Below are 22257 nucleotides of genomic sequence, written 5' to 3'. Positions count from 1 at the left end.
AGGCTGGCCGAGCGGACAGGTCAACGGCGAAGCGCGGGCAGGAGTCGGGCGAGCGGGACCTGTCCGTGAGGCCAGGTCGGCTCAGCCGTGGCGGACGGTGACCTGGAGGCTGCCGGCCTTGGGCACGGTGAGCACGCCCTCGGCGAGGATCTTCTGGCCGTCGCGGACCTGGATGTCGTGCTTGCCGGGCAGGAGCGACAGGTTGGCGTCGGGGGCGGTGCCGGCGTAGCGGCCGTTGACGAACACGCTGCCGCGGCCGCCGTCGATCTCGAACGCGACCTTGCAGGCGGGGCCCTTGCGCTTGGCCTTGAGTTGCTTGGTCGACAGCGAGGTGTCGGGCTCCCACTTGGCCTTGTCGTCGGACAGGCACACGCCGCTGGCGTCGGAGCAGGCGGCGGCGGCGGCGCGGGCCGGGGCGGCGGCGCCGAGGGCGAGGGCGAGGGCGAGGGCGGTCAGGACGGCGGGTGTGCGGAGGGACATGGCCGAAAGTTCCTGGTCGAAGGGGAATGTCCTGAAGGTCAGAAGCGACCGCCGAGGGAGAGGCCGCCGTAGCCGTAGCCGAGCGCGGGGGCGACGTGGACGCGGGCCGTCTCGCTGGCGCCGTGCTCGGCCCGGTAGGCCTTGCGCTTCTTGACGCCGAGGACGAGCAGGGCGATGCCGGCGGCGAGGCCGACGGCGGCCACGCCGATGCCGGCGTAGGCGACCACGTTGGCGGTCTTGCCCTTCTTGTCGATGTCGGCGAACTGGGCGTCGAAGTCGATCGCCGAGGGGTCGAGGGCGTCGACGTCCTTCTGCGCCTTGTTGCTGAGCGCGAGGCCGGCGCCGATCATCGCCAGGCCGCCGACGCCGACCACAGTGAGCAGCGAGCCGCCGGCGATGAGGCCGCGGCCGTCGCGCGGGGTGCCCTTCTCCTGCTTCGGCTCTTCCTTCGGCGGCGGCGCCTCGACCGGCTTGTCGAGGTCGGCGATCGCCTTCTCGCTGTCCTCGACGACCTTCTTGGCGCGGGCCATCTCGCGGTCGTAATCGCCGGCGTCGAGGTGCTGCCAGGCCGGGTCGCAGCGCGGGTCCTGCTGGAAGGCCGCGATGTCCATGCCGATCGAGGCCTGCTCGATCGCCTGCTCGAGCGCGGCCTTGTCGCGCTCGGCGACGCCCTCGGCGAGGAAGGCCTCGCCGGCGTCGATGAAGAGGATCGGGTCGCTGGTCTTCTTGGCCTCGGTGCGGAGCAGCTCGGCGGCGCCGCCGGGGTCGCTGCTCAGCATCGGCTTTGCGCGATCTTGCACGGTCTTGCGCACGCCCGAGGCGCTGGCCGGCGTGACGTCCCCGGCGGCCTGCGCCGGCAGCGGCAGGGTGGTGATCGGGAGCGTGACGGCGAGCAGGGCCGCCGCGAGCTGCGGGACAGGCCGCCTTGCCGGGGTCGAGTACGCGATCATCCCGGGCACGGTACCAGGGCCGGCGGCAGAGGAAAACAGCGCGCCCGGGGCGCGAAACCCCGGTCCCGCGAGGCGTGCGCGGACCGGAGAATTTCTTGGCGGGGTCTGGGTGCCGCAGTGGTTCGACCTGGCCCCGAGGCCCGGCTGCAGGCAGTCCTTGTTCGTGGGCTCCGTCGTCGCCGGTCTTCCCTTGCGCGCGGTTTTGCGGCTACGGTGACCGGGTGACGACAGGCCGCCACGGAGTTCGCGAGTGGTTGGGCATGGCGCTGCTGGGCGCGCTGCTCGGCGGTGCGTGCTACGAGGGTCCGGGTCCCAAGGAGCCGCCGCCGGGCTCGCCCGGAGGCTTTTGCGCGCCCGGCGGGCTGTGCAACGAGCCGACCAGCGTGTGCGAGCCGGACGGCGATTATTGCTACGACAAGTTCAACGTGTGCCGCGGGATCTTCTGCGGCGAGGCCGGCCAGTGCGTGCCCGTCGACGCCAAGCCGACCTGCGTGTGCGATCCCGGCTACACCAACGAGACCTACTCGCTGTTCTGCGAGCCGCTCGCCTCGAGGTGAAGGCGCCGCGCTCGCGGCGGCGCGCGCCCGCGAGTCGATCGGTCGCCGAGGGAGTAGTTGCGGCGCCGCGGGCCGGCTATGCTCGCCCGGCCCATGCGCTCGTTCGTGCATCGCCTGCTGACCCGTCCGCTGCGTCTGCCGGCCGTCCTCGGGCCGAAACCGCAGCCGGGTGACCCGCAGATCTTCCGCTTCAACAGCGAGCGCGAGCAGATCATCGCCGAGGTGGTAAGGCGCGTCGAGCAGCACTTCGCGGCCGATCCGAAGAAGCTGCTGTACGCGCTCAACGAGGCCGGCCACGCCGAGATCCGCCGGCTCTCGGCGCAGGGCGACGCCGAGGCCGATCAGGCGCTCGGCTCGTGGCGCCGGCTGGTCAAGCGCCTCGGCAAGATGTCGGACGAGGAGCGGACGGAGAGCCTGCGGGCGATCGGCCGCGTCATGACCGAGGACATCGCCGGCAACTTCGACACGCGGGTCTACAAGCTGGCGACGCGCCTGATCCCCGGCGTGCTGACTGCGGTGATGAACCCGATGGGCCTGCCGACCCAGCTGTTGGCCGGCGGCTTCAGCCAGCTCGACGCGCTGATCTCCGCCGAGGGTCCGATCGACAAGCTGCGCCGGTTGGCCCAGATCGGCACGCTGGTGCTGGTCCCGACCCACTCGTCGAACCTCGACTCGGTCGCGCTCGGCTACGTGTTGCTGCGCGCCAACCTGCCGCCGGTGGTCTACGGTGCCGGCAAAAATCTTTTCTCGAACCCGCTGATCAGCTTCTTCATGCACAACCTCGGCGCCTACCGCGTCGACCGGCGGGTCTCGGCGCTCCTCTACAAGGAGGCGCTGAAGACCTACTCGTGCCTGATGATCGAGCGCGGCTATCACTCGCTGTTCTTCCCCGGCGGCACGCGCTCGCGCTCGGGGGTGATCGAGCGCCGGCTCAAGCTCGGCCTGGCCGGCACCGCGGTCGAGGCGTTCTCGCGCAACCAGACCCACGGCCTCCACCGCCCGGTGTTCTTCGTGCCGGCGACCTTGAACTACGCGCTGGTGCTCGAGGCCGAGACGCTGATCGAGGACCACCTCAAGGGCGCGGGCGCGGCCCGCTACATCATCGACGACGACGAGTTCTCGCGGGTCGACCGGATCTACGCGTTCATGACCAAGCTGGTCACGCTGCGCTCGGCGCTGGTGGTCCGCTTCGGCGACGCGATGGACCCGTTCTGCAACCCCGTCGACGACGAGGGGAGATCGATCTCCCCCTCGGGCAAGCCCGTCGACCCCGGCTCCTACGTCAGCCGCCGCGGCGTGCCGAGCGTCGACCCGGCGCGCGACGCCGGCTACACCCGCGAGCTCGGCGACGCGATCGCCCAGGCCTATCAGCGCGAGACGGTGATCATCTGGACGCAGCTGGTCGCGCACGTGCTCTACCGCTACCTCGTGTGGGCGACGCCCGAGCTCGACCTGTTCAGCCGTCAGCGTCGGCGCGGCGAGGTGGCGATGCCGCGCGAGCAGCTGGTGCGCGAGGTCGCCGAGGCGCGCGACCGCCTGCTGCAGGCCGAGGCCGAGGGGCGGGTCCACGTCGGGCCGGTGCTGCGCTCGCAGTCGCCAGAGCGGATCGTTTCCGAGGCGCTGTCGGCGTGGCGCGACTACCACACCAAGGTCGTCGCGCGCGAGGTCGGCGACGACGTGCTCCTCGAAGATCCGAACCTGCTTCTGTTCTATCAGAACCGCCTGCTGCCGTGGGCCGAGGAGCTGGCGACCGAGGAGACGCTGGCCGCCGCGCGCAGCATCGTCAACCAGGGAGGCAAGGCATGAGCGCGCCGCCGGTCGGGATCATCGGAGGCGGAAACTTCGGCTGGGGCCTCGCGCACGCGGTCGAGCGGGCCGGGCGTCAGGCGCTGCTGTGGAGCCGCCGGCCGCAGCGCGCCGGCACCGACCACATCGACCTGGTCTCCGGGCCAGCCGCGCTCGCCGAGGCCGAGCTGATCTTCTTCGCAGTGCCGTCGCCGTACGTCGCCAGCATCGCCCGCGAGCTCGGCGTGCACCTCGACGGCGGGCACTTCCTGGTCCACATCTCGCGCGGCGTGGTCGGCGACGACCTGCACGGCCTGACCCAGGTGCTGCGCAGCGAGACGCCGTGTCGTCGGGTCGGCGCGCTGGCCGGGCCGCTGGTGGCCGACGCGCTGCTGACCGGCGCGCCGAGCGGGGGCGTGGTCGCCAGCCGCTTCCCCGAGGTGCGGGCGGCGGTGCGCGAGGCGATCGGCGGGCCGGCGGTGCGGCTCTACAGCACCGACGACGTCACTGGGGCCGAGTTCGCGTCGACGTCGGTGGGCCTGTTCGCCACCGCGATCGGCTTCGCCCAGGGCCACGGGCTCGGGCCGGCGGCGCAGGCGATGCTGGCGACGCGGGCGATGGCCGAGGCGGCGCGGATCGGCGTGGCGCTCGGCGGCAAGCACGAGACGTTCATGGGCCTGGCCGGCTTCGGCGACCTGATGGCGGCGGTGGCCGGCGACGACCGGCCCGAGCTGGCGATCGGGCGGGCGATCGCGGAGAACCAGCCGCTCGAGCAGATCGGGTCGATCGGCGGCACTTACTTCGAGGGCCTCGAGAGCGCCGGCCGGATCGCCGCCTACACCCGCCGGGTCAAGCTGTACGCGCCCGTGATCACGCTGTGCGCCGCCGCGTTCGCGCGCGAGATCCCCGCGGGCGAGGCCGTCGCTGCGTTGATGTCGCGCGAGGCCGGTGAGGAGTGATGTCATGACCTTGTTGCCCTCGTCTCGATTGGTCCCCTGTTCCGCCTGCGGCGAGCTGCTGCGGGCCGGCTCCGGCCGCTGCCCGCACTGCGATGTGAGCCTGTCCGAAGGGACAGGCCTGCTCTGCACCGCCGCGCTGCTGGTCTCCGGCCTGACCCTGACCGGCTGCCTGGTGACCGCCGTCTACGGGGTGCCGGCGACCGAATCGGACTCGTTCCAGCCGCCGCTCAGCACCGGCAGCGGGACCGAGACCGACACGAGCACGAGCACCGGCACGACCACCGGCGAGACGACCGGGGCGCCGACGACCGGGACGCCGACGACCTCGACGTCGACCGGGACGACGACCACGGACGAGACGACGGGGACGACCACCGACGAGCCCGAGACCGGCACGGCGAGCACGGGCACCGACACCGGGGCGACGACGAGCACCTCGGGCAGGAACTAGGCCGAGCCGGCCGCGCGACCCGGGCGACCGCGGGCGGCGAGCCGAGCCGCCGTCGACGAAGCTGTCCCGGGAGCATGTCTTCTGGAGCATGTCCAAAGGACAATGTTCTTTCGTCCAGGAGCGAAAGAACATGTCCGGTCGAGGAGACCCGCCAGTTCTGAGGGCCCCGCGACTGCGCACGCAGGCGACGATGAGGGTCCTCGAGCTAGCGGATAGGTCAGGCCGATGCTTCGCGGCGGAGGTCGCGGGCGCGGCGGCCGGCGTCGGCGACGATCAGGCCCTCGACCTCGCGGACGACGTGGGCCAGCAGGGGGCCGAGGGCGCGCTGGCGGCGGCGGACCAGTGACCACAGCAGGGCCGCGAGCGCGGGGACGTCGACGTCGGCGTCGCCGGAGACGCGGGCGAGCAGGTCGCGCAGGGGTCGGCCGCCGAGCTCGGCGAGCCATGGCGCGAGCCGGTCGTCGAGGGTCGCGGTGACCTCCCGCCACAGCTGCTCGTCGCCGGCGACGGCGTCGCCGAGCGCCGCGACGACGGCCGAGGGCCACAGCCGCTCGACCTCGCCGGCGCGCGCGAGCAGGCCGGCCGCCTCGCGGGGCGTCAGCGCCAGCGCCAGCACCAGCCGCAGCGCGCCGGCCTCGGGCGGCTCGCTGGCGGGGAAGCCGGCGGTCACCCCTCGCCTCCGCCGGGCACGACCTCGAGGACAGGTCGTTTGGGACAGGTCCGCGCGAGCTGCACCATCGCCCGCGCGAGGGTGGTGGTCAGCGCCTCGCAGGCGTCGCGCGCCAGGCGGAAGCTGAGCGGGCCGGCGTGGACGTGGACGACGCCGTCGTGGGCGAGCTCGACGCGGTAACCCGGCGCGCTGGCCAGCAGCAGCGGGTCGGGCCGCCCGCTCACGCCTCACCTCGCACGCGCCGCCCCAGGTGCAGCGGAAGACCGCCGTCGTGGTCGCTCGGCGGGCGCGCGGCCAGCTCGGCGACCGCCTCGAGGATCAACGCCGACACGCCCTCGAACGCCTCGGGGGTGAAGCGCAGGGTGGTGGCGCCGACGTTGAGGTGGATCATCGTGCAGCTGCACGAGTCGATCGTGACCATGGCGCTGGTGGCGAGGCGAGTCCGCTGACAAGGGCGTGTGGGGTGCATGGGTGCTCTCGGTGTTAATTGATATGGGTTTTGAATATCATTTTCAAGATGTGGTGAAGGCGACAATTTGGTGCTTGAAACGAAGTTCAGGCAGATGGGCGAAAGCGAGCGTGTCCCGAGAGTCAGCCCGGGTCGGCGAACTTCTGAAGCCGGGATCCTGCTTTTGGGGTCCGCCCCCGCCCTGGCTCGGGGGCATGGGAGCGTGGCGACGCCGGGGATGCATGGGCTTCGAGACATGTCCCCGAAGACATGTCTCGGCCGGGCCCGCGGCGCTCCGGCGCTTCACGTCGCGCAGACGTCGAGCGTGGCCGGGTCGGACGGCGGGAGCTCGGCGAGGCGAGGTTCACGGCGGGCAAGTTCGTCCGCGGTGAGCGAGCCGGCAAGGCGCTGGCCCAGGTGGAGGTAGAGGCGCCGCGAGTCTGGATCGAGGCGGCTCGTGAGGTCGGCGATGAGGTTGAACGGGAGGCCGACGATCGGCGAGATGCCCTGGACGTGGACCTGGAACGGGGCGAGCGCGCGGCTGTCGTCGCGGCCCTGCAGGCGCAGGAGCAGGCCGGCGAGGAAGGCGAGGCCGGCGGTCTCCATGGCGCTGGGCTCGGAGACGAGAACGAGGTCGCGCAGGCGCTGGAGCGCATCGCCGGCCGCCGAGAACTGGTCCGTCGATGCGAGCAGCAGGATGAGGTGCGCCAGGGTGAGCTTGTCGCGCGGGTCAGCCGCGAGCAAGGCGGCGATCGTGGAAAGGGCCGAGCGGACCGACTGTCGGGTGGGCGCGTCGGTGAGGCGTTCGACGAGGTCCAGCGACAGGGTGCGATCGCCGGGGAACTGCTCCAGCCCCGCGCGCAGCAGCGCGAGGGCGCGTTCGCGGTCGAGCTCGGCGCGGGCCTGGAGGGAGATTGTCCACGGGTCGGCGGCGGCGGCCTCGCCGGCGACCTGCTGCATCGCGCGTTGCAGCGAATTCGTGGCCGCCGGCAGACGCTGCAACGGCCCGGCGGTCCACGAGCGGGGCGCGGCGGGCTCGTCGGCCTCGAACCGCAGCTCCGAGGCTTCGTCGACCGCCGCGAACGCGTCCGCGAGCCGGAACTCGTCAGGTCGGACGAGGCGCCGCGCCGGTTCGCGTCGGTTCGCGCCGGGGAGCGAAGTGTCCGAAGGGACATGTTCCGCTTCGGGCTCGCTCGGGGCGGGCAGGGGCAGGTCGGCGGCGAGGTCGACGTCCCGCGTGGACGGGGCAGGCTGGCCGGCGGGAGGCGACCCGGGCGGGCTGCCCGAGAGGACAGGCGCTGGCTGGCCGTCTCGGCGAGAGGCGATGGACTGGCTGGCAGGGTCAGACTGGGCGCTCTGGCGGGGAGATCTGCCCGAAAGGACAGGCTCGCTGTTCGCATGGGGGGCGCTAGAGTCGCTGGGAAAGACGGGCCGGGCGTCCTCGCTAGAGCTGGTCGAAGGGACAGGCGGGGCCTCCTCCCGGGAGGCGCTCGAGTCGTTGGAAAGGGTAGGCCGGACGCCCGCGCGAGGGCTGCTCGAAGGGACAGGTCGGTCATCCTCGCGAGAGCTGCTCGAGGGAGCGGATCGGGCGTCCTCATGGGAGGTGGAGCTGCTCGAAAGGGCAGACCCGGCTTTCTCGGAGGTCAAGCCGTGCCACGGGTCGGACCGCGCGTCTTCGCGGGAGCTGCGCGAAGGGGTGGGCCGGGCGTCCACGCGAGCGGTGATGGCGCTGGTCGAAGGGACAGGTGATGGCTGGCCGTCGCGTCGCGCCGTGGGTGCCTTGATCAAAGGGACGGGCGATGACTGCTCGTCCGGGCGCGGGGGCGGTGGGCGGGCCGACGACGCGGATTCGAGGCCGCGGCGCGGGGGGGGCGGGGGCTGGGCGGCAGGGCCGGGCAGCGGCGCGGGCGTGTTGCTCGCGGACTCCGAAGGTGCGAGCGGCGACGAGGTCGAAGGCCTGGCCGAAGGGACAGGTTCACGGGCCTGCTCCGCGCGCTCCTGCTCGGCCGGCATCGCCTCCTCCTCCTCGGCCGCGGCGAGCGTCGGCGGGAACAGGCGCGCCTGCAGCTCCTCGACGCGGCGGCGGTAGTTGTCGACGCGGGCGCGGGCCTTGGACTCGATCACCTGGTCGAGCAGGGGGATCCGCAGGCGCGCGCTGAGCCGCAGCATGAGCTCGTCGAAGCCCTCGATCGGGACCAGGACGCCGCGGTGACGGGCCACGAGGCGGCGGATCTCGGGGCCGGGCGGGCCTGCGGGGCCGTAGTAGCACCAGAACAGCCCGCCGGGGATCGCGTCCTCCGGCAGCCCGTTCAAAAAGCCCATGAGGCTGCCGTCGTTGCCGCCGTAGCCGATCACGATCGGCGTGTACGCGCGGAACACCCGGGTGAGCGGCTCGATCCACGCCGTCTGCAGCGCGGCGATCTCGGCCGCCTGGTTCATCGGCGCCATCAAAAGGTCGCGGTGGATTTTGACGACCACCGGCCGGCGCGGCTCGACATGGACGAAGTTGGCCAGCGACTCGTGGCCGCACACCAGCGGCGCGGTGCCGGTGAAGATCGACAGCGCGTCACCGACGAGGTTGTCGAAGTTGGTGGTGATCACCAGCTTGTGGCGCGTCTCGGCGAGGATGTGGGCCAGCACCGAGTAGCCGAAGCTCGGGTCCTTGCCCTGCATGATGTCCTCGAGGTCGGCGTAGCCCTCGTCGGGGTGCTGGCGGAAGCGGCGGGCGAATACCTGGCTGTAAAACGCCGCCGCGTCGGTCAGCGAGAAGCCGCGGATCTCGAGCGCCTCGGCGGTGGCCCAGCGCTCGAGCGACAGGCCGCTGCGAGCGAGGCGCCGGTGCAGCTCGCCGAGCCAGCGCCACACCAGGGTGCCGGCCGTGGGGATCCCCGACTGCACCGACGCGCCGGCCCCGAGGATGAAGGCGAACCGGCGGTTGTGCATCTTGCGGTCGATGTCCCAGAACTGCTCGCACAGCCCCTCGGGGCCCCACTCCTCGGGCTCGACCACGCTCATGCGAGTCCAGGATGGCCCCCTGCGGGCAGGCCCCGCAAGGGCCGCGAGAGGTGGTCGGGGAGCCGTTGGCGGGAGCGCCGTCGACGAGCGAGGCGGGGCGGTTTCGCCGGGCGCTCGCTGCGGGGGCTCCCCGCGCGGTTATTCCTGGCTTTGAGGACAGCTCGGCCGCCGGGGCCGGCGGGCCGCGGGAGGGCCGCCGGGGCCGCGGCCTTGTGCCGGCGGGCGGGCGGTGCTACGAGGGTCGCATGCGCAGGGTCGCACGCGTCGCAGCGCTCGTGGTCGCCGGGTTCGCCGCTCTGGCGGGAGAATCGGGGCCGGTGCGGGCGGCGGAGGGGCTCGTGCTCGACAAGATCGTCGCCGTGGTCGGCGACGAGATCATCCTCCTGAGCCAGCTCGACACGCTGGTCGCCAGCTCGCCGCTGCTGCAGGAGGCGCTGCAGAAATACGGGCGCAGCCCGACCCAGCAGCAGGTCGAGATGGCCACCCGCGAGGCGCGGACGCAGGCGCTCGACGAGCTGATCGACCAGCAGCTGATCAAGAAGGAGGCCCAGCGCTTCCAGATCAGCATCACCGACGCCGACGTCGACCGCTACCTGCAGCAGATCGCCCAGGAGAACGGGTTCTCGAACACCAAGCAGCTGCGCGAGGCGGTCGAGCAGAGCGGCCAGTACGGCAACTGGGCCGACTACCTGCAGGACACCAAGGATCAGCTGCTCGTGTACCAGACCACTCGCGCGCTGGCGAACACGTCGGTGACGGACGCGCAGATCCGCGAGCAGTACCGCAAGATGGTCCGCGGCGTCGACATCAAGGCCGACCTGCTGCGCTTCGTGTTCACGCCCGACGAGCAGACCGCGAAGTCCCGCGACGCCGCCTACGCCAAGGCCCAGGCGGTCGCCCGCCGCATGCGCTCGGGCGAGGACCCGATGGCGCTGGCGCAGGAGTTCCAGATCAAGGAGCCGAAGGCGACGCTGTCGCGCGGCGAGGTCGCTCCGACCATCGAGGACGCCATCTTCGCCGCTCGCGTCGGCGAGACCGTCGGCCCGCTCGAGACCGGCCAGGGCTACCTGGTCGTCAAGGTGGTCCGCCACGAGACCGGCAACGTGCTGCCGTTCGACCAGGCCAAGGAGCGCATCCGCATGCAGCTCGAGCAGGAGTCGTTCGCCCGCGCGGTCAAGGAGCTACGCTCGAGCCTGCGGGCCAAGACGCACATCGACCAGCGGCTGTAGCGCGTCGGACGAAAGGACATGCCTGCAGGGGCATGTCCTCGCGGACATGCCCCCGGGGACAGGCTCAGCCGCACATGATGTCGGCCGGGCAGAACAGCGAGTCGAAGGCGCCGTTCAGCTGGTTGTTGTCGGGCAGGGTGAGCTCGAAGGTGCCGCGCACGCCGTCGGCGGTGATCTCGGTGATCTCGATCTTGCCCTGGTCGGTGCTCTCGGGCGTGCCGTCGCCGTCGTCGAACCAGGCGAAGCCGAGGCCGCCGAACAGCGGGTGCTCGCCGAGCTGCAGCTCGCCGGCGTCTTTGAAGAGGGCGATGCGGAGCTGCGGGGCGTCCTCGGGCCAGTCGGCGTCGCAGGCGCGCTCGGCCAGGGCGATCTCGAACTCGACCGCGGGGCCGTCGTTGGGCGCGCAGGCCTGGGTGTGGCTGCCCGGTTCGCCGAGGAGCGGGCCGTCGGTGGTCTCCGAAGTGGTGGCGTCGGTGGTCTCCGACGTGGTGGCGTCGGTGGTCTCCGCGGTGGTGGCGTCGGTGGTCTCCGCGGTGGTCGCGGTCTCGCTGACGGTCGAAGTCTCGCTCGCGGTCGCGTCGGTCTCGCTCGCGGTCGACGTCGGCTCGCTGGCGGTGCCGGTGGTGGTGCCGGTGGGCGCGTCGGTCGTCGACGCGGTGATGTCGGTGGTCGCAGTGTCGGTGGGGGCGCAGTCTTTACTGTCGCCGCACAGCGTCGTGGCACAGGCCGGCGCGAAGAGGATGAGGGTGAGGGGGAGCGCGTAAGCGTAAGTTCGCATGGCGGGGAGTATAGGAGACGCGGGTCGGCTGTCGAGCGGCGCGATCGCGCCGCGGCGTCGGCGGACCCGGTCGCTTCGCGGCGAGGGTGGCTTTGCTGCCGATGCCGTCGGGTCGACGACGCTTCGCCTCAGGGCTTCGCCGCTCGGCGGGTGCGGGCGAGGTAGACCGCGGCGGAGGCGGCGAAGCCGGAGAACCATGCCCCCGAGAACAGGAACTCGAGGCCAGGTACGAGCTTGCCGAGCAGGACCACCGCGACGCCGACGCCCATCGCCAGCATGGCGTCGGGGTTGAAGCCGCGGCGGTAGGTGTACGGGCCGTGCGAGCGGTAGAGGCCGGCGAGGTCGAGCTCGGTGCGGCGGACCAGCCAGTAGTCGGTGAGCAGCACCCCGCTGACTGCGCCGAGCAGGCCGGAGTAGCTGACCAGCCAGGCCTGGTAGACGTCGAGCAGCAGCCACGGACACACGAGGATGCCCATGGCCGCGGCGACCAGGCCGCCGCGGCGGAAGTCGAGCGCGCGCGGGAAGGCGCTGGCCAGCGAGTTGGCGGGGCCGACCACGTTGGCGGCGATGTTGGTCGACAGGGTGGCGACCGCCAGGGTCAGCATGGCGAGGACGGCGAGCAGGGTCGAGCCTGTCTCTCGGGACATGCGGACCACCAGCTCGACCGGGTCCCAGATCGCCTCGCCGTAGAGGATCAGGGTCGCCGAGGTGACCGCCACGCCGATGAACGAGAACAGCAGCATGGTGGTGGGCAGGCCGTAGAGCTGGCCCAGCAGCTGCTCGCGCTGGCTGCGGCAATAGCGGGTGAAGTCGGGGATGTTGAGCGAGAGGGTGGCCCAGAAGCCGACCATGGCCGTGAGGCCGGGCAGGAACACCTGCACGAACCATGTCCATGAGGACATGTCCTTTTGGCCCTGCACGAGCGCCTGCGAGCGCGACAGGATGACGCCGAGGCCGCCGGCGCGGCTCTGGGCCCACCACAGCAGGGCGAAGCCCACGACGATGAGGAACGGCGCGGCCAGGTTCTCGAGCCACTTGATCGACTCGGTGCCCTTGTAGACGAACACGACGTTGAGCAGCCAGAAGCCGAGGAAGGCCAGCCACATCGGCAAGGACAGGCCGATGAAGGTGCCGCCGCCGCCGAGGTCGTGCCACGCGGGCCACAACAGGCCGATCAGCTGCGACATGGCCTGGCCGCCGATGAAGGTCTGGATCCCAAACCACCCGCAGGCGATGAGGGCGCGCGCCAGGCTGGGGATGTGCGCGCCCTGGGTGCCGAAGGCGGCCCGGGCGAACACGGGGAAGGGGATGCCGTAGCGGGTGCCGGCGTGGCCGCACAGGATCATCGGCACCAGCACGATCAGGTTGCCGAGCAGGATGGTGAGCATGGCCTGCCACCAATTCATGCCGCTCTTGATCAGCGAGGCCGCGAGCACGTAGGTCGGGACGCACACGCTCATGCCGACCCACAGCGCGGCGAGGCTCCAGCGGTTCCACGTCCGCGCGCTGCGAGGCGTGGGGTCGAGGTCGGCGTTGCGGAGGGCGTCGTCGTCGGGCGGGCTCGTGAGCTCGACGAGCCCGTCCTGCTCCTGCGTGGTCATGCAAGCGATGCTACCAGGCCCGCGCTGAGCCCAGACCGTCGCCGGCGGCGCTGCGGCGGAACAACGCTCTGAGGGTCAACAGCCGCTGACCGCGAGCGCCTCGGTGGCGACGCTGACCTGGGCGGGCACCCACGGCTCGTCCTGCGGGAAGTCGAGCACGAGGTCGATGCTGTCGATGAGGGTCGGGCAGAACGGCTCGGTGTCCCAGGTGGCGACGCCGGCGACGCCGCTGGCGCCGATCGCCTGCGGCATCGGAGCCATGAATTCGAGGCAGTCGGCCGCGCCCTGCGAGACGACTGCGCCCTGATACCACCAGTCTGTCGGCAGCATGGGCTGCGGGTCCGCGCCGCCGCCGGGGCGGGCGAAGTGGATCTCGACGCAGAAGTCGTCCTTGAGCGCGGCCATGCGGACAGTGATGTGATCGAGGCCGCCGGCCCAGAACTCGGCGGCGAAGGCGACGTCGGGCACACCTTCGGTCTCGCCGGTCGTGGTCGTGGTCGTCGAGGGATCGGCGGTGGCGGTCTCGACGGGCCCGGTGGTCGCGTCGGTGGTCTCGCCGTCGGTGGTCTCGATGCCGGTGGTGGGCAGGGCGTCGGTGGTGGCCGAGGTCGGGGTGGTCGGCGAAGTCTCGCTGGCGACGGTGGTGGCGGTGGTGGGCAGGGCGTCGGTGGTCGCGGGCTCGGCGGTGGTGCTCGCGGCGGTCGCCGTGCCCGGCTCGGTCCCGCCGCTCGAGCTCCCGGTGGTGGGATCGGCGTCGGTGTCGCCGGGCGCCCCGGGGCCGCAGGCGAGGATGGTCGAAAGGACAGGTAAGGTAAGGATCGCGGTGCGCATGTCGCGAGGATGCGCGCGGGCCCGCGGTCTGTCCATGCGCGCGCAGCGATCCGCAGCTCGGCGGCCTGGACGAGCGCCTGGGCGAGGGCCGGGCACCTGCGCGAAGGCGAACGCGATGTCGGTGGCGAGTCCGGACAGACCGAGACCGCGCGCCGATAGTCGCGTCCGGTCGAGGCCTCCACGAGGAGGAGCCGGCGTGCGATCTCAATGAACATGCCCTGGGGGGCATGTCCTATCGGGCATGCGTGCTAGGACATGTCCTTCAGGGAATGTCCGAAAGCGCATGCTCTTCTTAGGGAATGTCGACCACCGGGGTCGGGGTGGTCGACTGGCTGCCGGTGCCGCCGCCGAGCTGGCCGCGCTGGTTGCTGCCCCAGCACAGCACGCGGCCGTTCTGGCGCAGCGCGCAGGTGTGTTCGGAGCCAGCGCTGAGGCGGGTGACGCCGTCGATGCGGGGGCCGGCGACGGGGAAGCGCTGGAGCTGGGTGCCGCGGTCGCCGAGTTGGCCGGCGTTGTCGCGACCCCAGCAGTAGATCTGCCCGCCCGCCACCGCGGCGCAGGTGTGGGCCTCGCCGCCGGCGATCGCCATCGCCCCGCGCATGTCCTTGACCCGCACGCGGGCGACCGAGGCGATCGTGAGGCCGGCGCCGAGCTGGCCGTCGTCGGTGTTGCCCCAGCAATAGACCTCGCTGTTGGTGGTGCGGGCGCAGGTGTGCAGGGCGCCGGCGGTGACCTCCTCGGCCGGCAGCAGCTTCATCACCGGGACCACTGCCTGGCCGGTCTGGGTGCCGACGCCGGCGAGGTTGCCGAGCTGACCCCAGCGGTTCTGCCCCCAGCACAGCGGGATCCGGTTCGACTGCAGCGCGCAGCTGTGGACCTCGCCCATGGCGAATTGAGTGACCTGGCCGAACGACCCGTTGACGATGGTCGGCCGGTCGGCGTCCTCGATCTTGCCGACGGCGACCTGGCCCTCGGCGCCGCGGCCCCAGCACACGACCTGGCCGGACTTGCGCTGCGCGCAGGTGTGGTCGCGACCGGCGCCGATCTCGACCGCGTCGCTCAGACCGGCGACCCCCACCGGGCGAGTGCGAGTCTGCTTGCTGCCGTCGCCGAGCTGGCCGCGGCCGTTCTGGCCCCAACAGGCGACCGCGCCGCTCTTGCGGCGGGCGCAGGCGTGGTTGCGGCCGGCGGCGATCTGGACCGCGTCCTCGATGCCGCTGACGTCGTCGGCGCCGCCGCGGTCGCCCTGCGAGCCGTCGCCGAGCTGGCCCATGTTGCCGGCGCCCCAGCACTGGACGGAGCCGCCGGACAGGGCGCAGGTGAAGTCGTCGCCGCTGGCGATCTCGCTGACCCCGGTCAGGTTGCGGACGCTGACCGCGACGCCCTCGGTCTCCTCGCCGGCGACGCCGTTGCCGAGCGCGCCGGCGCCGTTGCTGCCCCAGCAGACCACGCCGCCGCCCCGCAGCGCGGCGCAGGTGTGGTCGGCCCCGGCGGCGACGCTGACCGCCTGGGTGAGGCCGGCCACCGCGGTCGCGGCCTTGCGATCCTCGGCGGTGCCGTCGCCGAGCTGGCCGTTGGCATTGTCGCCCCAGCAGCGCGCGGCGCCGTCGCCGGTGCGGGCGCAGGTGTGGGCCTCGCCCGCGGTCAGGGCCACGGCCCCGGCGACCCCGGCGATGTCGACCGGGTTCTTGCCGAAGCCGGCGCCCCAGCACAGCGCGCCGCCGTTGGCCTTGAGCGCGCAGGTGTGGCCCTGGCCGGCGGCCAGCGCCTGCACGCCGTCGACCCCGGGGACCGGGCCGGGGGCGCGGGCGCTGCCGCGGTCGCCGAGCTGTCCGTGAGAACCTGTCCCCCAGCACATGACCTTTCCGCCCTGTACTCTCGCGCAGCTGTGGCGCGCGCCGGCGACGACCTCGCCGGCGTTGGTGACCCCGGGGACCAGCGCGGGCGAGGCCCACACTTGGCGGCTGAGGTCGCCTATCTGGGCGTGGCGGTTGTCGCCCCAGCAGGCGACCTGGCCGGTCTTGCGCACGGCGCAGGTGTGGCTCGGTCCGGCGGCGATCGCGGCGGCGTCGCTGAGGCCGCGGACGGTGGTCGGACGGGCGCTCTGGGCCCCGGGACGGCCGGCGCCGTCGCCGAGTTGGCCGGCGGCGTTGCTGCCCCAGCACTGGACCTGGCCGCCACGCACGAGGGCGCAGCTGTGCTGGTCGCCGAGCGCGAGCTGGACGACGTCGCCGAGGCCGACCACCCGCACCGGGCGCGGGCTGTCGCGCAGGTTGCCGTCGCCGAGCTCGCCGCTGCCGCCCCGGCCCCAGCAGTCGACCGCGCCCGAGCGCAGGACGGCGCAGGTGTGAAGGCCACCCGCGGCGACCGCGACGGCCGGGTCGGGGCCGGTGTTGGTGTTGCTCGGGACAGGTTGCGAAGGACCTGTCCCGGGGGACGTGTTCGTAGGGCCAGGTTTGTTGGAGGCGCTCGGCGGGGCGGTCGGATAGCCGCGCGGCCCGGTGGCGCAGGCGGCGAGGGCGAGGAGGCCCGCGGCGAGGCCGAGGGCGCGCGGGGAGCGGCGCATGCGGCGAGTATGCCCGGCCCGGGCCGCGCGCGGCCGCAAATCGCGGGGCTCAGCGCAGGCGCCGCAGGCTGCCGGGACCCGGACGAGCGCGAGCAGAGCGATGCATCTCGCTCCGCCTCGGAGCGCGCATCGCCTCCGTACCCGCGTGGCCGAGAGCAGCGAGCGGGAGCTCAGGCCGCGAGGGCTGGACGAGCGCGCCAGGCCGACAGGTCGAGCAGCGCTGCGCGGGGGAGGATGGTCAGGCCCCGCGCTCCGCGGTCGCGCCGCGAGCCCACGCGTGCGCGCGACGGCCTCCGCGTTCAGCGGGCCACGCTGGCGGGCGCGTCGAGGGGCTCGCCCTGCTGGCCGGCGGCGAGGCCGAGGAGGGCCAGCATGCCGCGGCGGTAGCCCTTGGCGTCGGGGCCGAGGGCGCCCTCGGCGAGGCCGCGGATCTGCTTGTACGTGACGGCGCGCGCGTGCTCGGAGTTGCGCAGCTTCATGCCGAACATGGCGACCGCGGCGGCGAAGCGGAGGTCTTCGGAGGCGGCATCGAGGGCGTGGCCCGGATCGGCGACCGGCATGGTGAGGAGCTGGCTGCCCTCGCCCTCGGGCTGCTTGTAGCGCAGCTTGACGTGCATGAGCTCGGCGCTGGCGGAGGCGGGCGCGGGCGCGGCCTTCGGCTGCTGATAGCGCAGCGGATCGACGCCGGGCACCGCACCCTCGGCTCCGGGCGGCAGGACCTCGTAGAGGGCGGTGACGGTGTGGCCGGCGCCGATCTCGCCGGCGTCCTTGCTGTCGTCGTTGAAGTCCTGGTGGGCGAGGACGCGGTTCTCGTAGCCGATCAGGCGGTAGGCGCCGACCTTGAGCGGGTTGAACTCGACCTGGATCTTCACGTCCTTGGCGATCGTGACGAGGGTGGCGCCGGCCTGCTCGACCAGGACCTTGCGCGCCTCCTGCAGGCCGTCGATGTAGGCGTAGTTGCCGTTGCCCTTGTCGGCCAGCATCTCCATCGTGCTGTCCTTGACGTTGCCGGTGCCGAAGCCGAGGACCGACAGGAAGATGCCGCTGTCGCGCTTGTGCTCGATGAGCCGCTGCAGCTCGCCCTCGCTGCTGACGCCGACGTTGAAGTCGCCGTCGGTCGCCAGGATCACGCGGTTGATGCCGCCCTTGCGGAAGGCCCGCTCGGCCAGCGCGTAGGCGGCCTCGATGCCCTGGCCGCCGTTGGTCGAGCCGCCGGCGTAGAGGGCGTCGATGGCGGAGACGATCTTGTCGCGGTCGGCGGTCGGCTCGAGCACGACGCCCGCGGCGCCGGCGTAGACGACGATGCCGACGCTGTCGACCGGGCGGATGTCGGCGACCAGCATGGCCAGAGAGCGCTGCAGCAGCGGCAGCTTGTCGGGGCTCGACATGCTGCCCGACACGTCGAGCAGGAACACCAGGTTGCGCGGCGGGATCTCGGCCGGCGCCAGCGACTTGCCCTTGATTCCGATCTGCACGAGCCGCGCCCGGTCGTTCCACGGGCAGGCCGCGACCTCGGTCTTCACCGAGAACGGCTGCGCGCCCGCGGGCTCGGGGTAGGCGTAGGTGAAGTAGTTGATCATCTCCTCGATGCGGACGGCGTCGGCCGGCGGCAGCTGGCCGTCCTCGAGGAAGCGGCGCACGTTGCTGTACGAGGCCGTGTCGACGTCGATCGAGAAGGTCGAGAGCGGGTCGTCGGCGACGCGCTTGAACGCGTTCTCGGCGATGTGCGCGTAGCTCTCGATGTTCGGCGCCTCCATCGCGGCGGCCGCCGGGGTCGCGGAGTAGCCCCCCCTCATGTCCGCGTAGGAGGCCCGCTTCGCGCAGGCCGGAGTGAGGAGCAGCAGGGCGACGACGGAGAACAGGCGCGGGCGGGTCATGCAGCCGCCCGAACGCCAGGGTCCCGCGGGCTCTTACAGGGGCTCGCGGGGCGCGGCCGCGCTCGCGCGGACAACTACGCGCAGAGAATCAAATGTCCTTCGGGACATGGTCCGAAAGACACTCGAGTGGGCGCGGGTGGAGGCGCCCAGCGACGAGCGCCCGTGAGGTCCGCACTCGTGGTCGGCGAGGTCGCCGCCGACAGCAGGCGGTGGACCAAAGCAAGAAGGCCCGAGTCTTGCGACCCGGGCCTTCTCACTTTTGTTGTCGGGGTGAGAGGATTTGAACCTCCGACTCCCTGGTCCCGAACCAGGTGCGCTACCAGGCTGCGCTACACCCCGAAGAGGAGGCCGGGTAGATAGCGGAAACGAGGTGTCCGTGTCAAAGGGTAAAACGTGATCGAACTCGCGGGTCAGAGGGCCGAAACGGGCTCAGGAGCGAGAATTGAGCGGAGCGCGACAGCCGCGCTGCGCGAGCGGCGAGTGACGCGATGGGCGCAGGGAGATCGCGCAGCAAAAGGGCGTCGGAGGGCCCGCGCAGGGCCGTGAAACTGGGCCGGCGAGCGCCGCGCCTCAGGTGACGATCGAGATCTCGTAGGGGCCGACCCAGATCTTGTCGTTCTCCTCGAGCTCGACCGGGCGCTGGACGGGGGTGTCGTTCACGCGCACCGAGCCGTCGCCGATGATCGGCCGGAGGAACGGGTGGTTGGGGATCCCGCTCCACTCGAGCACGGCGTGGACGCGCCGGATGTGCTGCGAGTGGTGGTCGGGCAGCATGATCTCGCAGCGCTCGCCGCTGCCGATCCGGTAGCTGCCCGGGAGGAACATCCGCTCCTCGACGCCGCCCTCCGGCCAGCGCAGGCGCAGGGTCGCCGCCACCGGGATGCCGAGCTCGCGGTGCAGCACCTCGCCGAGGATGTTGGCCAGCACCCCGGCGTCGTGCGGGCGCCGCTCCGGCTCCTTGTCGAGCGAGGCCATGAGCCCCTTGACCAGCGTCCGCGGCAGGCTCTCGCAGCCCTCGTGCTTGTCGATCGGAACCACCGGCATGCTCGCGTGCGCGTGCAACCATCGCACCGGCTTCTCGCGGTACTCCTCGCGCACCGCGTTGAGCGGGCGGTCGCCGTGGAACGGCGATCGCGCCGACAGCAGCTCGTAGAGGATGGTGGCCAGGCTGTACACGTCGCTCGACGGCGCCAGCACGCGGGTCTTGAGCTGCTCGGGCTGACAGTAGTGCGGCGTGCCGACGACCATGTGGATCTGGGTCGCGTTCATGCCGATCACGCTCTTGCCGTCCCACGAGCGCGCCAGGCCGAAGTCGAGCACTTTGATCTGCCCGTTGTCCTGGACGAAGATGTTCTCCGGCTTGACGTCGCGGTGGACGATCCCCTGCGCGTGCGGCTCCGCCAGGCCCAGGCAGGCCTGGTGCACGATGGTGACCGCCTGCGCCGGGTGCAGCGGCTGGTCGAACTTGTGCCACGTGTTGAGGGTCTGGCCCTCGAGGTAGTCCATCAACATGTACACGTGGCCGTCGGGCCGCAGGCCGCAGTCGAAGGTGCGCACGACGTGCGGGTTGGTCAGCGAGCGCAAGATCGTGATCTCGCGGAGCGCCCGCTGGGCCTGGTCGCCCGAGGTCACCGGCTCGCGCGTGAGCTTGAGCGCGAGCGGCTTGTCGTAGCCGCGGACTTCGACCTTGTACACGCTCGCAAAGGCGCCGCTGCCGAGGACCCGCAGGATCTTGATGTTTCCGGCGTAGACATCCCCGGGTTGAAGTACAAGCGCCATAGCCCGCACGAAAACTATCACGAGGGCCCCGCGAGACAGCAAGGGGGCCCGCGAACGAGCCGCCGGTCCCATGAACACACACCTGCCGAGCCGACCCACCCCCGAAGGCACCTCGGGTAAAGCCCCGGAAATTACGCCGATTTCGCGCCTGAGCCCGTCCCCGCGGCCTGCGCTGATTGCGACCGACGTCGACGGAACGTTGACCCGGGCCGGGAAGCTGGACCCAGCGGCGCTGGCGGCGATCACCCGCCTGGTCGCCGCCGGGGTCGCCGTCATGCCGGTGTCGGGCCGGCCCGCGGGCGAAGTCACGGGACTGTGTCGCTACCTGCCCGGCGTCACGCGTGGACTGGCCGAAAACGGCTTGCTCGAGGTGATCCCCGACCGGGCGCCGCGCTGGCTCGGCAGACCGACCGACAAGCCGCGGTTGCGCCAGGTCGGCGAGCGCCTCAACGGCGAGCATGACGCCCGCCTGCGGCTCACCGGTGACGACTTCTGCCGACTCGGTGATATCGCCTACGAACGCGACGGTCGCGACGAGCCCGAGCTGGTGCGCCTGCGCGACCTCGCCGCCGAGATGGGCGTCCACCTCGTGTGGTCGAACGTGCATGTGCACCTCGCCGAATCGGTGCCCGACAAGGGCGCAGCGGTGCTGCAGATGGCCGCCGAGCTCGGGCTCGACCCGCGGGCGATCGTGACGATCGGCGACGCGCCCAACGACGCGGGCCTGTTCGTCGGCGGCCGCTTCGGCGCGACGGTGGGGACTGCCGACATCGCCGGGCAATTGCAGTACCTGCCCGAAGCCCCGCAATTCATCACCCAGGCCCGCGAGGGCGCCGGTTTCGTCGAGATGGCCGAGGTCGTCCTCGCGGCCGTGGCCGCCGGGGCGTGAGGGCCCCTACGCGAGAAATCGCCGGTCCGTGAAACCAGGCGCTGGTTGCGGAGGTCGCAAGCCTTCGCCGCGCGGTCCACCGAGCGCGGGAGCGCTGCGACGATCCGCGGCGATCTCGCCGCTTTCGTGCTATGCCGCGGGGCGTAAGGCCCGGACATGCTGAGTTCGCCCGCCCCCACGAGGATCCGTCCGTCGCGTCGTTGGTTGCTGCTCTCCCTCGCGCTCGCGCTCGGCTGCCAGGCCAGCGCCGGCGGCGTCGAGAAGAAGGCCGCGGACGCCGAGGTGGTCGAGCAACCGAGCCCGGTCGTCGTCGGCACCGTCGAGCGCGGCGCCATCACGGCGACGATCTCCGCCGCCAGCACGATCGAGGCCGAACGCCAGGTCACCGTCCACTCCGAGTCGGTCGGCCGCCTCGTCGACCTCACGGTCGAGGAGGGCGACAAGGTCAAGGAAGGCCAGGTGCTGGCGAGGATCCGCTTCGACGCCCAGGCCAACTCGCTGCTCCGCGCCAACACCTCGCTGGCCAAGGCGCAGACCGACTTCCAGCGCATCGAGCAGCTCTACAACGAGCGCGTGCTCGGCAACGAGGAGTACCAGAAGGCCAGGAACCAGCTCGACATCGCCGAGCTCGACCTGCGCGACCGGGCCCGCGAGATGAAGAACACCAAGGTGACGGCGCCGTTCTCCGGCACGGTCACCCAGCGCAAGGTGATCGAGGGCGGCTTCGTCACCAACGGCGCCGAGCTGCTGCAGGTGACCGACTTCAACACTCTGGTCGCCCGCGTGTTCGTGCCCGAGAAGGAGCTCGACCGCATCAAGGTCGGGCAGGAGGCGCTGGTGGTCGGCAAGGCGGCGAAGGGCCGCAAGGGCACCGGCAAGGTCCTGCGGATCTCGCCCACCGTCGACGCCGGCACCGGCACCGTCAAGATGACCGTCGCGCTGCCGCAAGAGCTGGCCGGCGCCCAGGGCTTTTTGCCCGGCATGTACGCCGAGGTCACGCTGACCGTCGATCACCGCGAGGACGTCGCGCTGGTGCCGAAGGGCGCGCTCGTCCACGACGAGGAGCAGACCTACGTGTTCGTGCCCGAGGGCGACAAGGCCCGCCGCGTGCGCGTCGAGCTCGGGCTGCAGGACGCCGAGCGGGTCGAGATCGTCAAGGGCCTCGGGGCGGGCGACGCGGTGATCGTCGCCGGCCAGACGGGCCTCAAGGACGGGGCGAAGATCGTCCGCGTCGACATGCAGGGCCGGCCCGAGGGCGGCGACGCCAAGCCCGCCGGCGACGACAAGCCCGCCGAGGCCAAGGTCGACGCCAAGGCGGAGGACGCCAAGGCCGCCGGCAAGCCGGACGCGAAGGCCGAAGACATCAAGGCTGCCAACAAGGAGAACTAAAGC

At 72.0% G+C, this 22257-nt stretch carries 19 protein-coding genes and 1 tRNA gene; 7 read left to right on the top strand and 13 right to left on the bottom strand.

Annotated elements, in window-relative coordinates:
• Nucleotides 1-81: 81 nt before the first annotated feature.
• Both OV090_RS14325 and OV090_RS14320 read right to left on the bottom strand, forming a co-directional pair.
• Nucleotides 82-480, bottom strand: a complete 399-nt coding sequence (locus OV090_RS14325; RefSeq protein ID WP_267704187.1) for a hypothetical protein — start codon at nucleotides 478-480, stop codon at nucleotides 82-84.
• Nucleotides 481-518: 38 nt separating this feature from the next.
• A complete protein-coding gene (locus OV090_RS14320; RefSeq protein WP_267704186.1) occupies nucleotides 519-1430 on the bottom strand; it encodes a hypothetical protein in 912 nt (303 codons plus the stop codon).
• A gap of 221 nt (nucleotides 1431-1651) precedes the next feature.
• On the opposite strand from OV090_RS14320, the gene OV090_RS14315 reads away from it, so the two are divergent.
• From OV090_RS14315 to OV090_RS14300, 4 genes are all read left to right on the top strand, one after another.
• On the top strand, nucleotides 1652-1987 hold the full coding sequence (locus tag OV090_RS14315) for a hypothetical protein (RefSeq protein WP_267704185.1): 336 nt from the start codon (nucleotides 1652-1654) through the stop codon (nucleotides 1985-1987).
• 93 nt (nucleotides 1988-2080) lie between these two features.
• Complete coding sequence (locus OV090_RS14310; protein WP_267704184.1) at nucleotides 2081-3793, top strand: 1-acyl-sn-glycerol-3-phosphate acyltransferase; 1713 nt, start codon at nucleotides 2081-2083, stop codon at nucleotides 3791-3793.
• Nucleotides 3790-4731, top strand: a complete 942-nt coding sequence (locus OV090_RS14305) for an NAD(P)-binding domain-containing protein (protein WP_267704183.1) — start codon at nucleotides 3790-3792, stop codon at nucleotides 4729-4731. Before OV090_RS14310 ends, OV090_RS14305 begins: the two co-directional genes overlap by 4 nt.
• A gap of 4 nt (nucleotides 4732-4735) precedes the next feature.
• Nucleotides 4736-5182 (top strand): hypothetical protein, encoded by a 447-nt coding sequence (locus tag OV090_RS14300; RefSeq protein ID WP_267704182.1) that lies wholly within the window; start codon nucleotides 4736-4738, stop codon nucleotides 5180-5182.
• Nucleotides 5183-5399: 217 nt separating this feature from the next.
• On the opposite strand, the gene OV090_RS14295 is transcribed toward OV090_RS14300, so the two are convergent.
• The 4 genes from OV090_RS14295 to OV090_RS14280 all read right to left on the bottom strand — a co-directional run bounded on the left by OV090_RS14295 (nucleotide 5400) and on the right by OV090_RS14280 (nucleotide 9315).
• Nucleotides 5400-5852 (bottom strand): hypothetical protein, encoded by a 453-nt coding sequence (locus tag OV090_RS14295; protein WP_267704181.1) that lies wholly within the window; start codon nucleotides 5850-5852, stop codon nucleotides 5400-5402.
• On the bottom strand, nucleotides 5849-6076 hold the full coding sequence (locus tag OV090_RS14290; RefSeq protein ID WP_267704180.1) for a hypothetical protein: 228 nt from the start codon (nucleotides 6074-6076) through the stop codon (nucleotides 5849-5851). Before OV090_RS14290 ends, OV090_RS14295 begins: the two co-directional genes overlap by 4 nt.
• Nucleotides 6073-6321 (bottom strand): hypothetical protein, encoded by a 249-nt coding sequence (locus tag OV090_RS14285; RefSeq protein ID WP_267704179.1) that lies wholly within the window; start codon nucleotides 6319-6321, stop codon nucleotides 6073-6075. Before OV090_RS14285 ends, OV090_RS14290 begins: the two co-directional genes overlap by 4 nt.
• Before the next feature lie 282 nt (nucleotides 6322-6603).
• Entirely contained in the window at nucleotides 6604-9315 is a 2712-nt protein-coding gene (locus tag OV090_RS14280; protein ID WP_267704178.1) for a hypothetical protein, read from the bottom strand.
• 245 nt (nucleotides 9316-9560) lie between these two features.
• Between OV090_RS14280 and OV090_RS14275 the strand changes: the two genes are divergently transcribed.
• The gene (locus OV090_RS14275; RefSeq protein WP_267704177.1) at nucleotides 9561-10544 is read left to right on the top strand and encodes a peptidyl-prolyl cis-trans isomerase; all 984 of its coding nucleotides are present in this window, start codon (nucleotides 9561-9563) and stop codon (nucleotides 10542-10544) included.
• Between the two features lie 64 nt (nucleotides 10545-10608).
• Here OV090_RS14275 and OV090_RS14270 read toward each other — a convergent pair whose 3' ends face one another.
• From OV090_RS14270 to OV090_RS14240, 7 genes are all read right to left on the bottom strand, one after another.
• Nucleotides 10609-11322 (bottom strand): hypothetical protein, encoded by a 714-nt coding sequence (locus OV090_RS14270; protein ID WP_267704176.1) that lies wholly within the window; start codon nucleotides 11320-11322, stop codon nucleotides 10609-10611.
• A 128-nt stretch (nucleotides 11323-11450) separates the two neighbouring features.
• The gene (locus OV090_RS14265; RefSeq protein ID WP_267704175.1) at nucleotides 11451-12923 is read right to left on the bottom strand and encodes an NCS1 family nucleobase:cation symporter-1; all 1473 of its coding nucleotides are present in this window, start codon (nucleotides 12921-12923) and stop codon (nucleotides 11451-11453) included.
• 75 nt (nucleotides 12924-12998) lie between these two features.
• Nucleotides 12999-13754, bottom strand: a complete 756-nt coding sequence (locus tag OV090_RS14260; RefSeq protein ID WP_267704174.1) for a hypothetical protein — start codon at nucleotides 13752-13754, stop codon at nucleotides 12999-13001.
• Nucleotides 13755-14046: 292 nt separating this feature from the next.
• Nucleotides 14047-16320, bottom strand: coding sequence for a hypothetical protein (locus OV090_RS14255; protein WP_267704173.1), 2274 nt, complete (start codon nucleotides 16318-16320; stop codon nucleotides 14047-14049).
• Nucleotides 16321-16619: 299 nt separating this feature from the next.
• Nucleotides 16620-18197, bottom strand: coding sequence for a VWA domain-containing protein (locus OV090_RS14250; protein ID WP_267704172.1), 1578 nt, complete (start codon nucleotides 18195-18197; stop codon nucleotides 16620-16622).
• A gap of 265 nt (nucleotides 18198-18462) precedes the next feature.
• Nucleotides 18463-18536: transfer RNA gene (locus OV090_RS14245), tRNA-Pro, on the bottom strand.
• A 231-nt stretch (nucleotides 18537-18767) separates the two neighbouring features.
• A complete protein-coding gene (locus tag OV090_RS14240) occupies nucleotides 18768-19976 on the bottom strand; it encodes an FHA domain-containing serine/threonine-protein kinase (RefSeq protein WP_267704171.1) in 1209 nt (402 codons plus the stop codon).
• A 199-nt stretch (nucleotides 19977-20175) separates the two neighbouring features.
• Between OV090_RS14240 and OV090_RS14235 the strand changes: the two genes are divergently transcribed.
• Together OV090_RS14235 and OV090_RS14230 are read left to right on the top strand one after the other, a co-directional pair.
• Nucleotides 20176-20865, top strand: coding sequence for an HAD family hydrolase (locus OV090_RS14235; RefSeq protein ID WP_267704170.1), 690 nt, complete (start codon nucleotides 20176-20178; stop codon nucleotides 20863-20865).
• A 156-nt stretch (nucleotides 20866-21021) separates the two neighbouring features.
• Nucleotides 21022-22254 (top strand): efflux RND transporter periplasmic adaptor subunit, encoded by a 1233-nt coding sequence (locus OV090_RS14230; RefSeq protein ID WP_267704169.1) that lies wholly within the window; start codon nucleotides 21022-21024, stop codon nucleotides 22252-22254.
• The last annotated feature ends 3 nt before the right edge of the window (nucleotides 22255-22257 follow it).

It is taken from the genome of Nannocystis sp. RBIL2 (genome assembly GCF_026626745.1).
Taxonomy (GTDB): Bacteria; Myxococcota_A; Polyangia; order Nannocystales; family Nannocystaceae; genus Nannocystis.
Note: the sequence above shows the minus strand (reverse complement) of the source record. Positions and strands in the feature narration are given on the sequence as shown.

What these genes read in the sequence shown, in the direction of transcription:
- OV090_RS14250 (WP_267704172.1), bottom strand. Translation starts at nt 18,197, where the DNA reads ATGACCCGCCCGCGCCTGTTCTCCGTCGTCGCCCTGCTGCTCCTCACT.
- OV090_RS14300 (WP_267704182.1), top strand. Translation starts at nt 4,736, where the DNA reads ATGACCTTGTTGCCCTCGTCTCGATTGGTCCCCTGTTCCGCCTGCGGC.
- OV090_RS14270 (WP_267704176.1), bottom strand. Translation starts at nt 11,322, where the DNA reads ATGCGAACTTACGCTTACGCGCTCCCCCTCACCCTCATCCTCTTCGCG.
- OV090_RS14230 (WP_267704169.1), top strand. Translation starts at nt 21,022, where the DNA reads ATGCTGAGTTCGCCCGCCCCCACGAGGATCCGTCCGTCGCGTCGTTGG.
- OV090_RS14275 (WP_267704177.1), top strand. Translation starts at nt 9,561, where the DNA reads ATGCGCAGGGTCGCACGCGTCGCAGCGCTCGTGGTCGCCGGGTTCGCC.
- OV090_RS14320 (WP_267704186.1), bottom strand. Translation starts at nt 1,430, where the DNA reads ATGATCGCGTACTCGACCCCGGCAAGGCGGCCTGTCCCGCAGCTCGCG.
- OV090_RS14240 (WP_267704171.1), bottom strand. Translation starts at nt 19,976, where the DNA reads ATGGCGCTTGTACTTCAACCCGGGGATGTCTACGCCGGAAACATCAAG.
- OV090_RS14265 (WP_267704175.1), bottom strand. Translation starts at nt 12,923, where the DNA reads ATGACCACGCAGGAGCAGGACGGGCTCGTCGAGCTCACGAGCCCGCCC.
- OV090_RS14255 (WP_267704173.1), bottom strand. Translation starts at nt 16,320, where the DNA reads ATGCGCCGCTCCCCGCGCGCCCTCGGCCTCGCCGCGGGCCTCCTCGCC.
- OV090_RS14285 (WP_267704179.1), bottom strand. Translation starts at nt 6,321, where the DNA reads ATGCACCCCACACGCCCTTGTCAGCGGACTCGCCTCGCCACCAGCGCC.
- OV090_RS14310 (WP_267704184.1), top strand. Translation starts at nt 2,081, where the DNA reads ATGCGCTCGTTCGTGCATCGCCTGCTGACCCGTCCGCTGCGTCTGCCG.
- OV090_RS14305 (WP_267704183.1), top strand. Translation starts at nt 3,790, where the DNA reads ATGAGCGCGCCGCCGGTCGGGATCATCGGAGGCGGAAACTTCGGCTGG.
- OV090_RS14325 (WP_267704187.1), bottom strand. Translation starts at nt 480, where the DNA reads ATGTCCCTCCGCACACCCGCCGTCCTGACCGCCCTCGCCCTCGCCCTC.
- OV090_RS14260 (WP_267704174.1), bottom strand. Translation starts at nt 13,754, where the DNA reads ATGCGCACCGCGATCCTTACCTTACCTGTCCTTTCGACCATCCTCGCC.
- OV090_RS14280 (WP_267704178.1), bottom strand. Translation starts at nt 9,315, where the DNA reads ATGAGCGTGGTCGAGCCCGAGGAGTGGGGCCCCGAGGGGCTGTGCGAG.